Below are 18,481 nucleotides of genomic sequence, written 5' to 3'. Positions count from 1 at the left end.
CTCGGAATGAATATGGAATTGCTTACTTATACTTTTTCAGGGACGGATCCTGATAACGCTCTGAATCCTTCTTCCCGTCACCTCCGGCAGGTTTCAACGTCCATTTGCAGGAATCCGTGTACGTTTTCCCTCCTATGGAGGCCGTGGCCGTAATCGTGTTGAGGCCGGGCTTGAGAGTCACTTCAGGCCAGACGGCGCGCTTCAAATCATCCGGTTTGACGCTCCCGACGGTCTTCCCGTTGACGCTCAGCTTCACCTCGGAACCATTGCAGTAAACCTTCACGGGCACCGTTTTTTCCGTACGTTCCGCAAACCTGCGGGATGTGATGTACACGGTAGGACGGGGGCTCCAGTTGGCCCTGTAGAAAAAATAGGCGTCCTTGGGCGTCTTGCGGTCATAGGTCACCAGTCCCTTGTCGTTCATGCCGGGGCTCTCCCCCTCAAAACGGGAAGAGGAACCGAAGTCAAACATGTTCCAGACAAAGGCCCCCCACACCTCCGGCCTTTCCCTGATGCACCTGTAATTGACCTCATGAGCATGGGACTGCCATTCCTCCGGATGCCAGAACCCGGCAGGAGACGGCCTTTGGGCCGGATTCTCATGCATGCCCACGCTGGCTCCATGGCCGTATTCACTGACGGCAATGCCCATCTTGCCGCCATAGTCGCGGATGTAGCCGTTCAGATTGCCCTTCATGGTTTCGGGGCCTCCTCCATACCAGCCGGGATACGTATTGAACGCAATGTGGTCGGGAATATGATTCAGTTTTTTGCGGCCCGGCTGGTTGCTGGCCCCCACGGTCATGCGTGAAGGATCCGTCTCCTTCACGAACCTGTTCAACGCCGTCAACTCAGCTTCCATGTCCACACCCTTGGTGGCAGCCTCGGGCTGGTGGCCGATCTCATTGAAAATGCCCCACATGCAAATGGAGGGATGATTCCAATGCTGGAAAATCATCTCCCGGGCCTGGAGGCGGTTATTCTCCCGGAACTCCGGCGTATCCCACACCAGGTTGACGTTGGGAACCTCGGACCAGACAACCAGCCCCGCCTTGTCGCACAGGTCGTAAATATTGGCGGATGCGGGATAGTGGCCCGTTCTAACCCCGTCCGCCCCCATATCCGCAATCAGCCTGATATCCCGCGCCTCATCTTCCGGGGAAAGAGCCCACCCCTTCCCCTTCATATCCTGATGGCGGCTGACCCCTTTGATCTGCATGGCCTTTCCGTTCAGGACAAAACCTTCCTTGGGATTGACGGAAACCGTCCTCAGCCCCAGCGGCTGCACCAGCTCATCCGTCTGGCCGTCCGCCGTCCTGATGGAAGTTTTCACCTGGTACAGGTAAGGATTCTTCACTCCGTTCCAGAGTACGGGATTGGCGATTTCCAGCGTTACGGGGACCTCCAGTCCATTCTTTTCCCCGGCGGCGGCCTTTACTGTCTTCCCGGCTGCCTTCCTGCCCTTCATGTCCAGAATTTCCACCGCTACCTCCACCTCCCCGGCCTTTCCGCCCGAATTGAGAAGAGTCTTTACTTCCACCACGGCCTTGGATTCGCTTAGAGACTTCGTTGTGACGAAAATACCGGGAGAAGCGTAAAAAAGAGGGTCAATGCAGATGCCGTCCGTCTCAATCAGTTCAATGGGCCGGTACAGGCCACCGAACATGGAAAAATCCCCGCGCTGGGGGGCGATATGATTCCGCTGCGTGTTGTCCACCAGAACGGAAATCGTATTGGAGCCTTTTTTCAAAAGGGGGGTGATTTCATAACAGAAAGCCGTAAATGCCCCCTCATGGCTGCCGGCAGGCTTCCCATTGACGGAAACCTCGGAAACGATGCTGGCTCCCCCGCCGCGGATGAAATACCTCTTGCCCGGCTTGGGCTCCACCGGAAGCGTGCGCGAATAAACGGCCGGGCCGCGGCGGTAAGCGTTGCTGTTGACGGATTTGGCGTCTTCCCGCTTCCCCTGGGCACCGTTGGCGGCATCCTCCGCGTTCCAGGTATGGGGCACCGTCACTTTTTCAGCAGGCTTCCCGTTAAAACTGAAATCCCAGGAACCGTTCAGGGGATAAACCTCGCGGGCGTCCGCCGCTAAAAAAGCTCCCAGCACGCAGCAAAAGCCGGCACACGATACGTTGAAAGAATGAATTCTGAGGTTCATGGTATAGAAAAGCGGTATGTTCCATATACGTTCAACCGGGTAAAATACTTTCATGCAGCCGTTTCTTCCCCCCCCCTTTTCCACAAAAAATCTACTCGGCCCGGACAAGCCGCGTCCATGTTGACATTCAACACAGGATACCGCGCTTTCTCACATTTTCGGTTCCTGTACCATCAGAAACTTTGATTTTCCGTCCGGTTCAAAGAAAACATAAGTAACAACATATCCTTGACGGTTACGCTTTTTCTAGTGGTAAGCATAAGTTTTCCTCATTATAAGAATGGCCTTTTTCATTAAAACCGTGTTTGGACAAACACGAGAAATGAACATGAAAAAAGCACCGAATACAAACAAATTGAAATATGTCGGAGCCGCGCTTCTGGAAGGGGAATCAGTCACCCTGATCCAGGCTGCAAGGCTGGTATTGGAAATCAAGGAAGCCCTGGGGGATGAAATCTGCACCATTACCCGGTGCCGGGAAGTCGTCTCCCTGGGGCTGAATGCCATTAAAAACAAGCGTCAAACCGTCAGCTTCGGTACGGCGGCCGTGGAATGCCTGCGTTCCAAAAGCCACCGCCGTCCCCGAACGCTGACGGATATCAGGAGCATCATCCACAAGCTCAAAAAGAGCAATCCGGAACTGGAACAGACCTCCCTGCGCAGTCTGAACGTGGAGGAATGCCAGAACATCCTGATGAATACCTTTACCACATCCCGGCAGAGGCATAAGGCCAGGCTCATCCTGAGCGGCATCTTCTCTTTCTCCGTCAAACGTGGATGGTGTGACGAGAATCCCATCCTCCGCGTGGACACGCCTTTCCTGCAGGAACAGGAAATTCCTGCCCTGACGCTGAAGGAAATTACCCGGCTTCTCAAAGCGTCCATGGAAAAATTTGACGGGAGTTGCGCAGCTGGAGCGGCTCTGATGATCTTTGCAGGCATCCGTCCGCAGGAAGTGGAACGCCTGCTCTGGGAAAACATCGCTATCCGCGACGGCTGCGTCATCCTGAACTCCAAACACACCAAAACCGGCGGCGCCAGACACGTCACCATCCTGCCCGTACTCGCCAAATGGCTCAAATTCTGCCGTGACAGGACCAAACCCGGTCCCTGTTCCCCCATCTGCCCGAAAGGGTGGACCATCAAGTGGCGCAAAATCCGGAAAAAAGCCGGCTGGGGAGGAAGAAAAAAATCATGGATGCCGGACTGCCTGCGGCACACTTACGCCAGCTACCACGCCAAGCACTTCAAGGACTACAACCTGTTGCAAATGGAAATGGGGCATCGTTCCTCCTCCCTGCTCCGTACGCGGTACCTGAACATGAAAGGCATCTCCCCGCAAACGGCCACGCGCTTCTGGGCTCTGACGCCGGCCAAGGTCATTGAAGAAACGAAACCGCCGGAAGAACCGGCGGCCTTCTGATCCGCAACAAAGGAAAACGCGCCGGAACGGGACAAACGCTCCCTGCCGAAGCAAAAAAACAAGGCTGTTTCCTACAGCTCGTAATAAGTGTATCCATTCAATCCGGAACGGAACACTTCCAGGGCCCTCCGGCGTTCGGACGGAGATATGTTCCCCTCGGCTACGGCCTGCTCCGCAAACGTGCGGAACTTGTTGATCAACTCCTTGGGATCATACTCCACGTAGGAAAGAACATCGGACACCGTGTCGCCCTCCACTTCATGGGTATAAACGGGACGGCCGCCTTCCAGATGCACGCCAACCACATTCGTGTCTCCCAGCAGGTTATGCAAATCCCCCAGGGTCTCCTGATAGGCTCCTACCAGGAACACGCCTATGTAATAATCGTCCTCGCCGGGTTTGATGGCATGCAGAGGGAGGGCGGTTGCCACATCCTCACGGTCAATGAACTGGTCTATCTTTCCGTCGCAATCGCACGTGATGTCCGCCAAGACGGCCTTATTCGTGGGCCGCTCATTCAAACGGTGCAGAGGCATCACGGGGAAAAGCTGGCGTATGGCCCAGGAATCAGGAAGAGACTGGAACAGTGAAAAATTACCGTAATAAAAGTCCACCATGGAGCAGGAAAGTTCCCTGAGATCTTCCGGAATGGTCTCCATTTCCGCCAGCATGCGGGAAATGCGGCTCAGGATATGCCAGTAATAGGCCTCTCCCAGCCCGCGCTGCCGCAGGGTGGCATTCCCGTAAAAAAACTGGGCGCGAAGCTGATCCCGGTAATAACAGGCGTCATTATAACACTCCTGCATATTCTTCCTGGCCAGCGTCCTGTCCGTATCCGCAAAAGCCTTCAACAATTCCGGAGCGTCTTCCGGAAGTTCGGGCGGAGGTTCCTCGCCGGGAGCGCTCGTCACATCCAGCACGTTGAACACCAGCACGGAATAATAAGCCACCACGGCCCGTCCGGACTCCGTCACCAGCGTGGGATGGGGAACCCCGTACTTGGAACACATGTCCCCCACCACCTCCACCACGTCACGGGCAAACTCCGCAATGGAATAATTGCAGGAAGAATGGAAATTCGTCTTGGAACCGTCATAATCCACGGCCAGGCCGCCGCCCATGTCCAGCGTGCCCAATGGAGCCCCCTCCTTCACCAGGTCCACGTAAATGCGGACCGCTTCCGTCAGCCCCTCGCGCACCACGGAAATATTTGGAATCTGGGAACCCTGATGATAATGGAGCAGCTTCAGGCAGTCCAGCGCATCCACCTGCTTCAGCTTATCCACCACATCCACCACCTGAGCCGCGTTCAGTCCAAAAACGGACTTGTCCCCCGCGGATTCCTGCCACAAGCCGGAACCTTTGGCGGCCAGCTTGACGCGCACGCCCAGATTGGGGCGGATATCCATTCTCCTGGCGCGCTCCAGAATAACGTCCAGCTCGGAAGGCATTTCCAGAACGATAAAAATATTCAGCCCCATCTTCTGGGCCGTCAACGCCAGGTCAATGAACTCGTCATCCTTGTACCCGTTGCAAATCAGATAGGCATTCGGATTATTCATGTGGGCCATGGCGGCTATCAGCTCCGGCTTGGAACCGGCCTCCAGACCGTAATCATACTTGGTGCCGAACTCCGCAATCTCCTCCACCACCTGGCGCTGCTGGTTTACCTTAATGGGGTAAACGCCCTGGTACTTACCCTGATACCCCGCCTCCTTGATTGCTTTCCGGAAACTGTCGTTCAGCTCCGCAATACGGCTGCGCAGCAAATCCCGGAACCGGAACAGAACGGGAACGGTAGTCCCGCGCTCCTTCAGACCCTCCAGCAAATCGCACAGGCTGACATCCTTCTTCCCGCCATCCTCGTCATTCAGGCGTACGGTAACCTCTCCCTTTTTGCTGATGCGGAAATAACCGTTCCCCCAATCGTCAATGCCGTACAAATCTGCGGAATCATGGTGACTCCATCCGCGGACTTTCTGCTTGATGCCTTCTTTAGCTGCTGCCATGTCAATTTGTCTGGTCAAATGTTTTAGCCCAGGCGGGCTTCAAAATCTTCATAGGAAAAACGGCGCACCGTCTCCACGGAACCGTCTTTTCTCTGAATGGCGATGTCCGGATGGCGCACGCCGTTGAAAAACGTGGTCTTCACCATCGTATAATGCGCCATATCGTCAAACACGAGTTCGTCTCCCACCGCCAGAGGCTCCGCGAAGGAATAATCCCCAATCCGGTCTCCCGCCAGGCACGTGGGTGCGCCCAGCCGGTATGTATAGGCTCCTTCCCCGGCCTTCCCCGCCAGCGCATAACTCTCCCCTTCCATCCGTACAGCGGGCTGCTGCTCGGAACGGGGGGAAGCGTCACTTACAATCTGGAACACATCCGGCCGATAAGGCATTTCCAGCGTATCAGGCATATGGGCGGATGCGGAAACATCCAGAATGGCATGATTCACCCCCTCCGAGGAAAAAAGATCCAGCACCCGGCACCGCAGCACTCCGGTATGAATGGCCGCGGCCTCTCCCGGTTCCAGCCACACCTCCACGCCGTAGCGTTCACGGATGCGGCGGATAAGCGCCGCCAGCTGCTTCCGGTCATAATCGGGTTTGGTAATCCAATGCCCTCCTCCCATATTCAACCAGGAAATCTCCGGGCGGCGCAGAAGATGGCCGAAGTGGCACTCCACCGCATCCACCGTCACTGCCAGGTCATCCGCTCCCTGTTCGCACAAAGTATGGAAATGAAGACCGGAAATGCCGGACAGATCCGCCCCCTGCATCATGTCCGGCGTCACGCCCAGGCGGGAACCGGGAGCGCAGGGATCATACATGGGCGTATGCCCTGTGGAACATTGGGGATTGACGCGCAGGCCGCATTTCAATTCACCGGAAGCAAAGCGGGGATGCCGCATCACTTCCTCCCGGAAACGGGCCCACTGCGTCAGGCTGTTAAAATCAAGATGGCTGGAAATCTCCGCCAGCTCCGCTATTTCCTCCGGCGCATGACCGGGAGAATACGTCAGCACATGCTTCCCGAACCTGCGCCGGGCCAGCCGCGCTTCCCACAGGCCGGAAGCGCAGCAGCCGTCCAGCCAGGGGGACAGGGCCTCAAAACAGGACCAGCAGGAAAACCCCTTCAGCGCCAGAACGATACGGCACCCCGCGTCATCCGCCACATCCCTCAGGATAAGAGCGTTGCGTTCCAGGGCCGGCAGGCTGACGATAAAGGCGGACATAAAGCAACGACAACCTAAGCGATTCAGAACGATTTGCGAGAAAAATTTTAGTAATATACCATCATACCTCCCAGGCGGATGCGTGGGAGCCGCCTGTCGCACCCGCTCCCGCCCGCGTCAAACGGAAACGTCAAAAAACGCCACAAATCGCTGCTTCCCGCATTCTTTTCCTTGAAATGGGAGGTATTTTCCTCTTTTATAACGTAACCATTGCGATTGCCATGACTAACATTCATCCCTTCACTACTGCAGCAGCCTGCATCCTGACCGCCGGGGCAGCGCTCTTCACCAGCTCTTGCCAACCAGCCTCTCCCGAGAGCTATGCCCGTCAATTCGCTACTGCCCAGAACGTATCCGTGCACGGCTACAACGGCCGCGAAACGCTGACCGCCCGGGTTTACGCCGACTGGGGCAGCATGCCGGCCAACGCGCGCCGCGCCATGGAAGAATACATCAAGGGCGCTGAATGGAAAACAATGGACTACATCCGCCCGCAGTACTTCATCCAGGTAGACCGCTCCTTCTGGGCGATCTGCATTGACAATGCCGGCAACATGATGGGCGTCATTCCCTTCCGCAATGGCGAGGACGCCCGCAAGATGTCCGTCAACAACCACTTCAAGATGCTGGTCAACACGACGGACCGGGCTCCCGCGCTGGGTTACGCCATCCTGAAAAACCTGGCTTATGCCGATGGCCTCCGCGTCAGCACCCGCAAGGCTGACGGACTGGAAACCCCCGTCCCTGTCCCTCCGGCCATGAAGGTAGTTGTCCCGCCCAAGGGAACCGCTCCGGGCGCAGCGCCCGCCGCCAAATCTGCCGCAGCGGCCGCTTCTGAACCCGGCGCCACGGACGAAACTCCTGCTGACGATACGGAAGCTTCCTCCGCAGACAGCGCTGCTGAAAGCGAAGATGCCGCGGCAACGGATGATGCCGCCGTCACCGACGATTTTTAATCCCTCCCTTTCAGGGAACTTCGTTATTTAAACCCTGCCACGCCTCGACGCCATACCCGTCGGGGCGTTTTTTTATTCCTCCCGGCCCCGTTTCCGCCCTCCTTACCTCCCCTGTTCCGGGAAAAGCGATAACGGTCTTCATTCACGGAAGAGCGATGATCCTGCAGTCGGAAATAAAAAAATGTTCCTTCATCCCTGATCCGGACTGGAGCAAAAACTCCTGAAAAGGAAGCGAGGGATCTTCCGGTCTCAACCTGTCCCGCCCGGCGGAGGCGAATCCTGCCGGGGTTCATGAAAAAACTTTGGAAAAACGTTATGGCGAAGCATCAAAAACCATGCCCTTTCACCTGGTCGGGCCACGGGACGGAACTCCCGGCAGGAACGCCCAGCTCGTTATCCTTCTTATAGGTTGGCATTTGCGCCTTCCTCTCCCGGAGCAACCTGCCCATGACGGCAGCCATTTCCCTGGTTTTACGCGGCTCCCTGGAAGCCAGATTTTCCTTTTCGCCGATATCTTTCCTTAAATGATACAACTCAAAGCGTTGGTTCAAGTGGCGGTAAATCAGTTTCCAATCCCCCTGGCGCAATGCGGTGGAAGAAGTGTACTGCGGCGCCAGCCGGCTGCCCTCCCCCCAATTATTCGGCTGGTGGAACAAAAGGGGGCGGTCTTCAGGAAACCGGCCGCCTTTGAGCAAAGGAACCAGGCTCAAGCCGTCAAGCTTCTGCGGAACCTTTGCGTTCCGGCATCCGGCGATATCCAGAAGAGTCGGAAAAAAATCGTCAATAACCACCGGAACGGCACACCTTGAACCGCCCTTCGTCACGCCTGGCCAGAAAACAATCATAGGCTCCCGGATACCGCCTTCCATGCACGACCCCTTGCCGAAGGAAAGAGGATAATTGGCCTCTTCATTGCCCAGTCTGCCGGAGATGGACAAGCCCCCGTTATCCGACATAAACACCAGTACGGTATTTTTATCCAGGTGATGCTCCCGGAGGTACGTCATGATATCACCCAGGCTCTTGTCCATCCCCTCGATCAGCCCGGAATAATGCTTCTCCGTCCGGGACCACGTGTGGCCGTCCTCCGGATTTTTGTAGGCATCCGCAAACCTCTTGTCGTAAGCGCGCTCATCCAGCGGAGAATGCAAAGCGTAATGGGCCATGTACAGATAAAAGGGCTTGCCTGCCTCCTCCGGATTGGTCCTGATGGCTTCCAGGCGTTTAATGGCCTCCTGCGTCAGGGCCTCCGTCAAAAATACATCGTCCTGGTAATAATTATTCTCATCCAACCCGCGCACATGGTTGAACCCCTTTCCGTAATGCCTGGAACCGCGGTAATCCGCCGGATGGCCGATCTCCGTACCCGCGATATTATAATCAAATCCCATATTCAACGGATTGGAGCCCGGAGTCCCCTGCGTGCCGAAATGGGCTTTCCCGCAATGGACGGTAACATATCCGCACTTCTTCAGCATCTCCGGCAGCGTGGCCGCTGTGACAAAAGGGCGCGTCATATGATAGCGCATATCCTCCCCGGAAATGGGGCGTTTCGTCGTTCCCCTGGCGGAAGTGCCAACCGGCTGAAGACCGTTCAGCGCCCAGTCCGGAGGCTGGAGGCTCCTGCTGTTGGCGTCCGTCGTCCCGTTCTGCTCCCGTACCCAGCAGGTCACGCGGTGCCGCGCCGGATTCATGCCGGACATCAGGCTCACCCGGGAAGGCGTGCAAAGGGGATGGGCATACGCATCCGTAAACGTCATGCCCTGGGAAGCCAGCTTCTCCATATTCGGCGTCCGGTAGCGCCTGTTCAAAAACGTTTTCTTCGGATTGCCCTGGCTGTCAGACCAGAAAGGGAGGGACGTATCCTGCCAGCCCATGTCATCTACCAGGAAAACGATGATGTTGGGCTTCTTTCCGGAAGCAGGGCCGAAACCGTTGCCCTGAGCGGATGCCCCGGCAAACAGGAAACTTGCGCCGCAGACGGCAGATATAATACAGGAAGTAAACTTCATGGTTGCAATCATTTAATACGGTCAACAAAAACCTTTCAGTTAAAAAATACGCGCAAACACCTTCTGCCCTTTCCTCTTTTCTCCGAAAAACGGCATCATGCCCCCGGCGCATGGGAAGCGCCTGTATTCCGCCGGGTTTAGGCTTGATTGACCCGCGGGCGGAGTATACATTCCCTCCCGTCATGTCCGAGCGTAAGAAACCATATCCCTTTGACGTTTTTGAACCTAAATGGCAACAGATCTGGGACGAAAGGAAAACCTTTAAAGTAAACAACCCGGGGGAAGAGGGCTTTGATGCGTCCAAACCCAAATACTACGTGCTGGACATGTTCCCCTACCCCAGCGGAGCGGGGCTGCATGTGGGCCATCCGGAAGGATACACCGCCACGGACATTATAGCGCGTTTCAAACGCATGAACGGCTTTAACGTGCTCCATCCCATGGGGTGGGACTCCTTCGGCCTTCCGGCGGAGCAATACGCCATTAAAACCGGGCAGCACCCCTCCGTCACTACCTTCCGGAATATAGACAACTTCCGCCGCCAGCTCAAAATGCTGGGGTTCTCTTACGACTGGGACCGGGAAATAGCAACAACGGACCATAAATACGTCCGGTGGACCCAGTGGATATTCCTCCGCCTTTACAACTCCTACTACAACAAGGAACTGAAAAAGGCGCGCCCCGTTTCCGAGCTGGAGGAACAGGGATTAAGCCGGGAGGAAATCGACCAGCGCCGGCTGGCTTACGTGGCGGAAGCGGCCGTCAACTGGTCTCCGGACCTGGGAACCGTCCTTGCCAATGAGGAAGTGGAGGAATGGAAATCCAAGGGGCACCGCGTGGAACGCCGTCCCCTGCGCCAGTGGATGCTGCGCATCACGGACTATGCGGAACGCCTTATTGACGAGCTGGAGCCCCTGGACTGGCCGGAATCCATCAAACTGCTTCAGCGCAACTGGATAGGCAAATCGGAAGGGGCGGAAGTGGACTTTACCCTGGACGGAGAAACGATCACTGTCTACACCACCAGGCCGGACACCCTCTTTGGGGCCACCTACATGGTTCTTTCCCCGGAACACCCGCTGGTGGATGCCGTCACCACGCCGGAACAGAAAAATGCCGTGGAACAATACCGCGCCCAATGCGCCTCCAAAAGCGACCTGGAACGCACAGACCTCTCCAAGGAAAAAACAGGGGTCTTCACCGGAGCCTATGCCGTCAATCCGGTCAATGGAAAGAAAATCCCCGTCTGGATTGCGGACTATGTGCTGATGGGCTACGGAACCGGAGCCATCATGGCCGTCCCCGCCCATGATGAACGCGACTTCGCCTTTGCCCAAGTCTTCGGCCTGCCTGTTCTCCAGGTAGTTCAGCCGCCCAGTGAAGACATGGACTGGCGCGGCTTCTGCGGTTATGAAGGTTCCAGCGTGAACTCCGACTTCCTGACCGGACTGCCTACTCCGGAAGCCAAGGAAAAAATGATCCTCTGGCTGGAAGAAAACGGCAAGGGACGCCGCAAAGTAAACTACAAGCTGCGCGACTGGCTCTTCTCCCGCCAGCGTTACTGGGGGGAACCGTTCCCCATCGTATGGGAAAACGGCCGCCACCATGCCCTGCCGGAAAGCGAACTCCCCGTACTCCAGCCGGATCTGGACGACTTCGCCCCCACGGGAGACCCCCGCGGCCCTCTGGTCAAGGCTGAGGAATGGATAGCCTACACGCCCACGGCCCACCGGGAAACGAATACCATGCCCCAATGGGCCGGCTCCTGCTGGTACTACCTGCGCTACCTGGATCCGGCCAACACGGAACGCTTCGTCAGCCGGGAAGCGGAACAATACTGGATGGGATCCGCCGGAACCCCCGGAGGCGTGGACCTGTACGTAGGCGGCACGGAACACGCCGTTCTCCACCTTCTCTATGCCCGCTTCTGGCACAAGGTCCTCTTTGACCTCGGCTATCTCAGCACCAACGAGCCCTTCCAGAAACTCGTCAACCAGGGGCTCATCCTGGGGGAAGACGGCCAGAAAATGTCCAAATCCCGCGGCAACGTCGTCAATCCGGACGACATCGTCCGCGAATATGGAGCGGACTCCCTGCGGTTATATGAAATGTTCATGGGCCCTCTCAAGGACGTGAAACCCTGGGCGACCAAAGGCGTGGAAGGCATTTCCCGCTTTCTGGCCCGCGTCTGGCGCGTGGCCTTCCGGGAAAATCAGGAAGGAGAATGGGAAATCAACTCCAAACTGGCGGAGAACGCTGCGGAAGCCGAGGTGCTTGCCGTACGCAAGGAACTGCACAAAACCATTAAAAAAGTGACGGAGGACATCAATGCCATGTCCTTCAACACCGCCATTGCGAAAATGATGGAATGCACCAATGCCATGACCTCCGCGGACGTGGTGGACGTTCAGGACTATGATGCCTTCCTGACCCTGTTAAATCCCTTTGCCCCCCACCTTACGGAAGAAATCCACAGCCGCCTGCAAACAGCCTTCCCGGCTCTGGCCCAAACGCAGCTTTGCCAGAAAAACTGGCCTGAATGGGAGGAAGCCCTTCTGGAGGAAAATACCGTTCCCATGGTCATCCAGGTGAACGGCAAACTGAGGGACAAGCTGGAAGTGCCCAAGGACATCTCCCGGGAAGAACTGGAAAAGCTGGCCCTGGCCTCCGCTAAGGTGAACATTTTCCTGGACGGCGTCACCGTGCGCAAGGTAATTGTCGTGCCCGGCCGCCTGGTCAACATCGTAGCCAACTGACAACCCCGGAAAGACCCTGCCATCATGACCATGATCTCCCCGTCCCTGCTGGCCGCCGACTTCTCCCGCATCGGGGAGGAAGCGCGCCGCGCCTTTGACTCCGGAGCCGACTGGCTGCATCTGGACATCATGGACGGCCACTTTGTGGACAACATCTCCTTTGGCCCGGAAATCTGCGCCGCCGTCAGAAAAGCGGTGGGGCCGGACCGCTTTCTGGATGCTCACCTGATGATAGAACGGCCGGACCACTACTTTGACCGCTTCGTCAAGGCAGGCGTGAACCTCATCTGCTTTCACGTGGAACTGGGCGACCCTTACTACATTCGCAACACCCTCGGACGAATCCGGAAAGCCGGAGTAAAAAACGGCCTGGCTCTCAACCCGGCCACTCCCTTTGAAACCGTAGAACCCTACCTGGCGGAAATAGACCTGTTGCTGGTCATGTCCGTAGTGCCGGGCTTCGGCGGCCAATCCTTCATGCCCTCCGTATTGGACAAGGTGGAAAAAGCCGTCGAATGGCGTACGGAAAACCGCGCTTCCTTCCTTATTCAAATGGACGGAGGAATTGGCAAAAACAACGCAGCCCAGTGCGCTCTGGCCGGGGCGGACGTGCTGGTGGCAGGTTCCTCTACCTTCAAGGCTCCGAATATGGCCCAAGCCATTGCGGAAATGAAATAACCCGCCTGGCACTTCGGGAAATCAAAAATCCGAACATCCGCCCTGAAACGCCGGAGTTCCATCTCCGGCCTCCTGCTATCAGGCTTTAAGGGAAAGCCCTATTCAAAACATGGCGGGACAGGCACACCAGCCTCAACGCTATGTCGCTGCCGTGCCCATCATGTCGCCCTGCCGGGCAAACAGCTCCAAACCTTCCTCCGTCTTTTCCAACAAATCGGAAGCCAGCCTGACTCTGCCCGGTTCAAAAAAGCACATTACCGTGGAGCCCCCAAAGGCAAAATACCCCTTCTCCGCCCCTCTTGCGGAGAAAGCGCCCGGAACATACGTCTCTTCAATCAGCCCAACTCCGGTAGCCCCCACCTCCAGCATGGCGACCTCTCCCCATAACTCCGACTGGATCAGGGTCAAATTCCTTTTATTAGTCCATAGCCATGCCAGACGGCTGCGCAGGCAATATGGAGACACGCTTGCCAACGGGCCTCCCAGCTTCGTCCACGGACCGGGCACCCCGGATACGGGAAAATGAAAACGGTGGTAATCCGTAGGGCACAGGCGCGACAAGACGACGGCGCCTGCCGCATACCGCTCAGCCAGGGTGTCGCTCCCCAGCAGGGAAGGCAGGTCAAAACTCTGCCCCTTCACAAAAACGTTCTTAATTCGGTCGGCGCGTTCCCAGCCCATGTGCCGGGCATCTGCAGGGAAAACGGCCGTATCCTCTCCACCAGCCAAAGGACGGGCGCCCGGTTTCAGGCGGCGGTAGAAAAAATCGTTGAAATGCCTGAACTCTCCCATCCCCTTGAGAGAATCTTCCATATTAATGCCGTACTCCTTCACAAAAGAGGGAATGGAACGGGCGCTGGAAGGGCGGTTCTTCAACCACCCCAGCAGACGGGAAAAAACGCCTCGTTTAATCAGGACATGCAGCGCCGCTTTCCCCGAGGCAGTGCCGTAAATCCATTGCATATACTTCTCCCCCAGTACCTGCTCCCGTTCCACTCTGCCCGTATAACGGTTGTAATAGCGTATGTCCTCCATGGAACGCTTAGAGTGTCTTCCGCTTCTCCATTTGTCCAGCCGAAAGAATATCCCTGCTTCCTGTTTCCAGTACGCAGCACGGGCGCTTTGCTCCTGCGCACCGCCCTCTCTGTACAAATCACCCTGTCCCGCTCAGGATTCAAATACTGAGAAACAAGGGGCATTCTGTCTTTCTTCTGTATTACTCAGACCTTGCTTTTTAAAAATAGTAAACGGCACTCTCAAACCACGGGGTTCCATTCACGCACCCGTGAGGGTGCGACGGCCGAACGGCTCTTTTCCGGCTCCCGGACTGAAAGTTTCAATTCACACCCCCGTGAGGGTGCGACTTTCTTTTCGCTTTCCAACGTTTCAATTCACACACCCGTGAGGGTGCGACGGCCAGACTAATACAGTTTGAGCATCAAACATGCAACAAAGATTTTGCGCCAACCTGATGAACAAAACGGATGCAGACAGGCCTGATCAAAGGAGATTTTTTCAAGATACATTACCCAAGCACTTACAGCATGCGCCGGATTCCCGGAAATTTTCTGTGAGCTTGAGGTTGGCGCAAGGCAGCATCCGAAGCGGTATCATTTCAGAAAAACTCAGTTTCTTCACGTCCCAGCCAGCTTGCACTCAATTTGTTTCGTTGATGTTAACCGTTCTTTTCCGCCGCGTCCAGAACCATCTTCCTTATACCTTACAAAACCAGGCATCCACCTCCCGGGAAACAGGAATGTTCCTCCATGAAAAACAGGAGCCGCCCTTACGGACGGCTCCAGCTTAAGGCTCAATGGGAAAAATTCTCCTCACCTTTACAAGGCGGTCGGAATTTCCTTGCCCAGTTCAGACGCCTTTTTGGCGGAACCATCCCCGGCAATACGTTCCAGAATCACATCCTTGTAGCTCATGCCCCCCAGAATCATCGGCAGCACATGCACATCATGGGGAACCATGACGTCCAGGACATAGGCCTCAGGGGATTCAATCATCCGGGCGATAGCCGCAGGAAGCTCCTCTATGCGAAGCACACGCTCGCACTTGACGCCGAATCCGGCGCAAATAAGCGGATAGTTCGGGTAGATGACGTCTTCCGTTTTATGGGTAGGGTCATAATTGTCGTGCGGGTCCGCCAGGAAGGTCTGTGCCCGGTTGGAATCATATTTCAAATCTTCCCACTGAACCACCATGCCCAGGTGCTGGTTGTTCAGGATAATGCATTTGACGGGCAGACGCTCCACATGAATGGTGGCCAGCTCCTGAATATTCATGAGCATGGAACCGTCCCCGTCGATATTCACCACCAGTCTGTCCGGATAAGCCAGGCACGCCCCCATGGAGGCCGGAAGCCCATAGCCCATGGTTCCCAAACCGCCGGAAGTAGCCAGACGGCGGGGCTTGTCAAACTTGAAGAATTGGGCGGCAAACATCTGATGCTGGCCCACCCCCGTGCAGATGATGGGGTCCTTGTCCGCCGTCTGGCGGTAGAGCTCTTCAATGACGGCCTGCGGGGCGATATACCCCTTGCGGTCTTCATAGGAGAAGGGGTACTGTTTTTTCCAGCCGTCAATCACGCCGAACCATTCCGGCGTGCGGGTGAAGCCGGAGGATCTGCGTTCCCAGCCTTTTGCGGCCAGAGCGGAGTTGAGCACCTGGAGGGCATCCTTCACGTTCGCGCGGATGGGATACGCCACTTTCTTGTTTTTATTGATCTCGCTGGCGTCAATGTCAATGTGAACGATCGTGGAACCCGGGCAGAACATATTGACGGCGCCCGTCACGCGGTCGTCAAACCGGGCGCCCAGGGCAATGACCAGATCCGCTTCATTTACGGCGTTATTCGCAAACACGGCTCCGTGCATGCCCAGCCAGCGCAGGGAAAGAGGGTGGGTTTCCGGCATGGCGCCAATGCCCATCAGGGTAGTCGCCACAGGAATCTGGGAACGTTCCGCAAATTCCAGAAGGTCTCCGGAGGCTTCCGCAGAAATAATGCCGCCGCCGGCATAAATAACAGGCCGCTGGGCGTTTTCAATCAACGGGATAAGTTCTTCCAGCTTTTCCGCAGGAACGGGCAACACGGGATTGTAGCCGGGAATATCCATCTCCATGTCGAAGTCCGGCGTAAACACAGCCTCCTGCACGTCCTTGGGCATATCAATCAGCACAGGGCCCGGACGGCCCGTAGAGGCAATGTAAAAAGCTTCCTTGATGATGCGGGGCAATTCTTCCGGTTCCGTCACCAAATAGCTGTGCTTCACGATAGGGGAGGTCATGCCGAATACGTCTGTTTCCTGAAAGGCGCCGCGCCCAATCAGGGAGCGCATGACCTGCGCCGTAATCGCCACCAGAGGCGTGGAATCCAGATAAGCGTCCGCAATGGAGGTAATCATATTGGTGGCGCCAGGGCCGGAGGTGGAAATACAAACGCCCACCTTGCCCGTAACGCGTCCGTAACCTTCCGCGCCGAATGCCCCGCCCTGTTCATGACGGGGCAGGATGGTCCGTATCTTGGGCTGATGGCTCAGGGCCTGATGAATCGGCATGCTGGCGCCGCCAGGATAGGCAAAGACGACGTCTACACCTTCACGCACGAGGCATTCCACGAGCACTTCAGCTCCTGTCATGCGGGTTTTCGTCGGGGCGGATGATGTTTTGTCGTTTGTGCTCATGTGCAAATAATATTTTATTTGTTCAATAGGAAAAAAGGTTCTAACGCATTCCGGACGCAATGTGAAGCCTTTTCCTTAAAAGGAAGAAGGGCATGAAGAAAGGAGGAAAATTCCGGAATCCTCTTCCGCAAAAAATCAGGAAAGAGGAATCAGTCCAGGGATGGCCGCCGGACCTGCACACAGTCCATTCCTGCGGCTTCGGCAGCTTTCATGCCGGGCTCGGCATCCTCAAAAACCACGCAACGGTCCGGGGCAACCCCCAGGAGCTCCGCCGCCTTCAGAAACATGTCCGGCGCAGGTTTGCCATGCTCCACCTCATCCGGCGTCAAAATCACGTCAAAAAGGCCTGAAAGCCCGGCGGCAGCCAAAGTCCGGGACGCTCCCGGCATGGCGCTCCCGGTGGCTATCGCCTTGGGGGCGTCTCCAAGGGAATGCACGAACTCCACCACTTCCCGGATAGGCTGCATGCCTTCCTTTTCCAGCATTTCCAGATAAATGCGGCGCTTATCCGCAGCCGTGGATGCCGCATCCATGTGCATGCCGTACCGTTCATTTAAAAAACGCACCACATCATTGGCGGACTTTCCGCCGCAGGAATAGAATTCATCCGCCCGGAACACATGGTCCGGAGCCCCCGCACGTGCCAAAGCTTCGCGCCATGCCCTGTAATGGAGCGGCATGCTGTCCACCAGGGTGCCGTCCAAATCAAAAATATATCCTTCATATTTTTTTTCAGGCAAATCCACGCGTTTCTTCATAACGGGGGGATATAATGCCACAAACTCCTTTTCCGGTAAAGCCCGCAGTCAGCCCGCGCGGGAAAGGAATGCCTTAAAAAATACATCAAGAGCTTGACATTTTGTCCTGTTATTCTAATGTTTCTGCCACCTCGAAACGGAAACCGAACCTTTTTTAAACATGGCCAATACCAAATCTGCACTCAAGCGCATCCGCCAGACAGAAACCCGCACCGCCCGCAACCGCGCCGTGACCTCCAGGTTGAAGACCCTCCGCAAGAAAGTTGCCGTTGCGGTGGAAACGTCCGACAAGGAAGCCGCTGCCGCTGCCTACAACACTTTCTCCTCAGCCGTTGACAAAGCCGCCAAGGTTGGCACCATCCCCGCCAATCGCGCTGCCAACTACAAGAGCAAGGCCGCCAAGGCCATCGCAAAAATCGCCTGAGTTTTCACTTCGGTTTTCTGACGATTCTTTATGGCAAGCCGCTCTGTTCTGCTGAGCGGCTTGTTTTATTTTCTACTCCCATGCAGCAATCCCGCCTGGATAAAGCCAAACTGATTATTGACCGTCCCGGGGACTTCAAGGTTTGCGAAGCCTGCGGCTCCATCGTATCCCAGACTACGGCCGTGTGCCCCAACTGCAACGCCTACCGTTTTGACTCCAATACGGAATACGTTGTGGAGCAAGCCGTACTGCTTGCATCCCGGGAACAACGTTCCGTTACACCGGAAGATTTGGAAATTTAGAAAACGGCCCCCGCGGTTTTCCCCATGTCTTCTTCCACGGCCCAGGTTTCTGCTCCGTGCTACGGAAAAAGCGGCAGTACCGCCGTT

At 56.2% G+C, this 18,481-nt stretch carries 14 protein-coding genes; 7 read left to right on the top strand and 7 right to left on the bottom strand.

What is annotated here, in order from left to right; all coding sequences use genetic code 11:
* Positions 1 to 22: 22 nt before the first annotated feature.
* Positions 23 to 2,161, bottom strand: coding sequence for a glycoside hydrolase family 2 protein (locus O4G22_RS08445; protein ID WP_306701526.1), 2,139 nt, complete (start codon positions 2,159 to 2,161; stop codon positions 23 to 25).
* 328 nt (positions 2,162 to 2,489) lie between these two features.
* Between O4G22_RS08445 and O4G22_RS08440 the strand changes: the two genes are divergently transcribed.
* Positions 2,490 to 3,584: a tyrosine-type recombinase/integrase gene (locus O4G22_RS08440; protein WP_306701525.1), complete on the top strand. Its 1,095-nt coding sequence runs from the start codon at positions 2,490 to 2,492 to the stop codon at positions 3,582 to 3,584.
* A 71-nt stretch (positions 3,585 to 3,655) separates the two neighbouring features.
* Here O4G22_RS08440 and speA read toward each other — a convergent pair whose 3' ends face one another.
* Positions 3,656 to 5,593 (bottom strand): biosynthetic arginine decarboxylase, encoded by a 1,938-nt coding sequence (speA, locus tag O4G22_RS08435; RefSeq protein WP_094136506.1) that lies wholly within the window; start codon positions 5,591 to 5,593, stop codon positions 3,656 to 3,658.
* Between the two features lie 23 nt (positions 5,594 to 5,616).
* The gene (nspC, locus tag O4G22_RS08430; RefSeq protein ID WP_306701524.1) at positions 5,617 to 6,819 is read right to left on the bottom strand and encodes a carboxynorspermidine decarboxylase; all 1,203 of its coding nucleotides are present in this window, start codon (positions 6,817 to 6,819) and stop codon (positions 5,617 to 5,619) included.
* Positions 6,820 to 7,040: 221 nt separating this feature from the next.
* Here nspC and O4G22_RS08425 point away from each other — a divergent pair, with 221 nt between their 5' ends.
* Positions 7,041 to 7,775: a hypothetical protein gene (locus O4G22_RS08425; RefSeq protein WP_143245621.1), complete on the top strand. Its 735-nt coding sequence runs from the start codon at positions 7,041 to 7,043 to the stop codon at positions 7,773 to 7,775.
* Between the two features lie 326 nt (positions 7,776 to 8,101).
* Here O4G22_RS08425 and O4G22_RS08420 read toward each other — a convergent pair whose 3' ends face one another.
* Positions 8,102 to 9,787 (bottom strand): sulfatase, encoded by a 1,686-nt coding sequence (locus O4G22_RS08420; protein ID WP_306701523.1) that lies wholly within the window; start codon positions 9,785 to 9,787, stop codon positions 8,102 to 8,104.
* Between the two features lie 182 nt (positions 9,788 to 9,969).
* Here O4G22_RS08420 and leuS point away from each other — a divergent pair, with 182 nt between their 5' ends.
* On the top strand, positions 9,970 to 12,543 hold the full coding sequence (leuS, locus tag O4G22_RS08415; protein WP_306701522.1) for a leucine--tRNA ligase: 2,574 nt from the start codon (positions 9,970 to 9,972) through the stop codon (positions 12,541 to 12,543).
* 30 nt (positions 12,544 to 12,573) lie between these two features.
* Positions 12,574 to 13,221 carry a ribulose-phosphate 3-epimerase gene (gene rpe, locus O4G22_RS08410; protein WP_306713857.1) on the top strand — a complete coding sequence of 216 codons (648 nt, stop codon included), beginning with the start codon at positions 12,574 to 12,576 and terminating at the stop codon, positions 13,219 to 13,221.
* Between the two features lie 138 nt (positions 13,222 to 13,359).
* On the opposite strand, the gene O4G22_RS08405 is transcribed toward rpe, so the two are convergent.
* On the bottom strand, positions 13,360 to 14,256 hold the full coding sequence (locus O4G22_RS08405; RefSeq protein ID WP_306701520.1) for a phosphatidylserine decarboxylase: 897 nt from the start codon (positions 14,254 to 14,256) through the stop codon (positions 13,360 to 13,362).
* Positions 14,257 to 14,665: 409 nt separating this feature from the next.
* Here O4G22_RS08405 and O4G22_RS08400 point away from each other — a divergent pair, with 409 nt between their 5' ends.
* The gene (locus tag O4G22_RS08400; protein WP_306701519.1) at positions 14,666 to 15,028 is read left to right on the top strand and encodes a hypothetical protein; all 363 of its coding nucleotides are present in this window, start codon (positions 14,666 to 14,668) and stop codon (positions 15,026 to 15,028) included.
* 28 nt (positions 15,029 to 15,056) lie between these two features.
* Here O4G22_RS08400 and ilvB read toward each other — a convergent pair whose 3' ends face one another.
* Both ilvB and O4G22_RS08390 read right to left on the bottom strand, forming a co-directional pair.
* The gene (gene ilvB, locus O4G22_RS08395; protein ID WP_295979449.1) at positions 15,057 to 16,910 is read right to left on the bottom strand and encodes a biosynthetic-type acetolactate synthase large subunit; all 1,854 of its coding nucleotides are present in this window, start codon (positions 16,908 to 16,910) and stop codon (positions 15,057 to 15,059) included.
* A 149-nt stretch (positions 16,911 to 17,059) separates the two neighbouring features.
* Positions 17,060 to 17,668, bottom strand: a complete 609-nt coding sequence (locus tag O4G22_RS08390; protein ID WP_094136452.1) for an HAD family hydrolase — start codon at positions 17,666 to 17,668, stop codon at positions 17,060 to 17,062.
* A gap of 160 nt (positions 17,669 to 17,828) precedes the next feature.
* Here O4G22_RS08390 and rpsT point away from each other — a divergent pair, with 160 nt between their 5' ends.
* Positions 17,829 to 18,092, top strand: coding sequence for a 30S ribosomal protein S20 (rpsT, locus tag O4G22_RS08385; RefSeq protein WP_306701518.1), 264 nt, complete (start codon positions 17,829 to 17,831; stop codon positions 18,090 to 18,092).
* 80 nt (positions 18,093 to 18,172) lie between these two features.
* Complete coding sequence (locus tag O4G22_RS08380) at positions 18,173 to 18,394, top strand: hypothetical protein (protein WP_094136454.1); 222 nt, start codon at positions 18,173 to 18,175, stop codon at positions 18,392 to 18,394.
* Positions 18,395 to 18,481 lie beyond the last annotated feature (87 nt).

It is taken from the genome of Akkermansia muciniphila, from assembly GCF_030848305.1.
Taxonomy (GTDB): Bacteria; Verrucomicrobiota; Verrucomicrobiia; order Verrucomicrobiales; family Akkermansiaceae; genus Akkermansia; species Akkermansia muciniphila_A.
The sequence above is the reverse complement of the archived record's forward strand: the minus strand, read 5'-3'. Positions and strand labels throughout refer to the sequence as shown.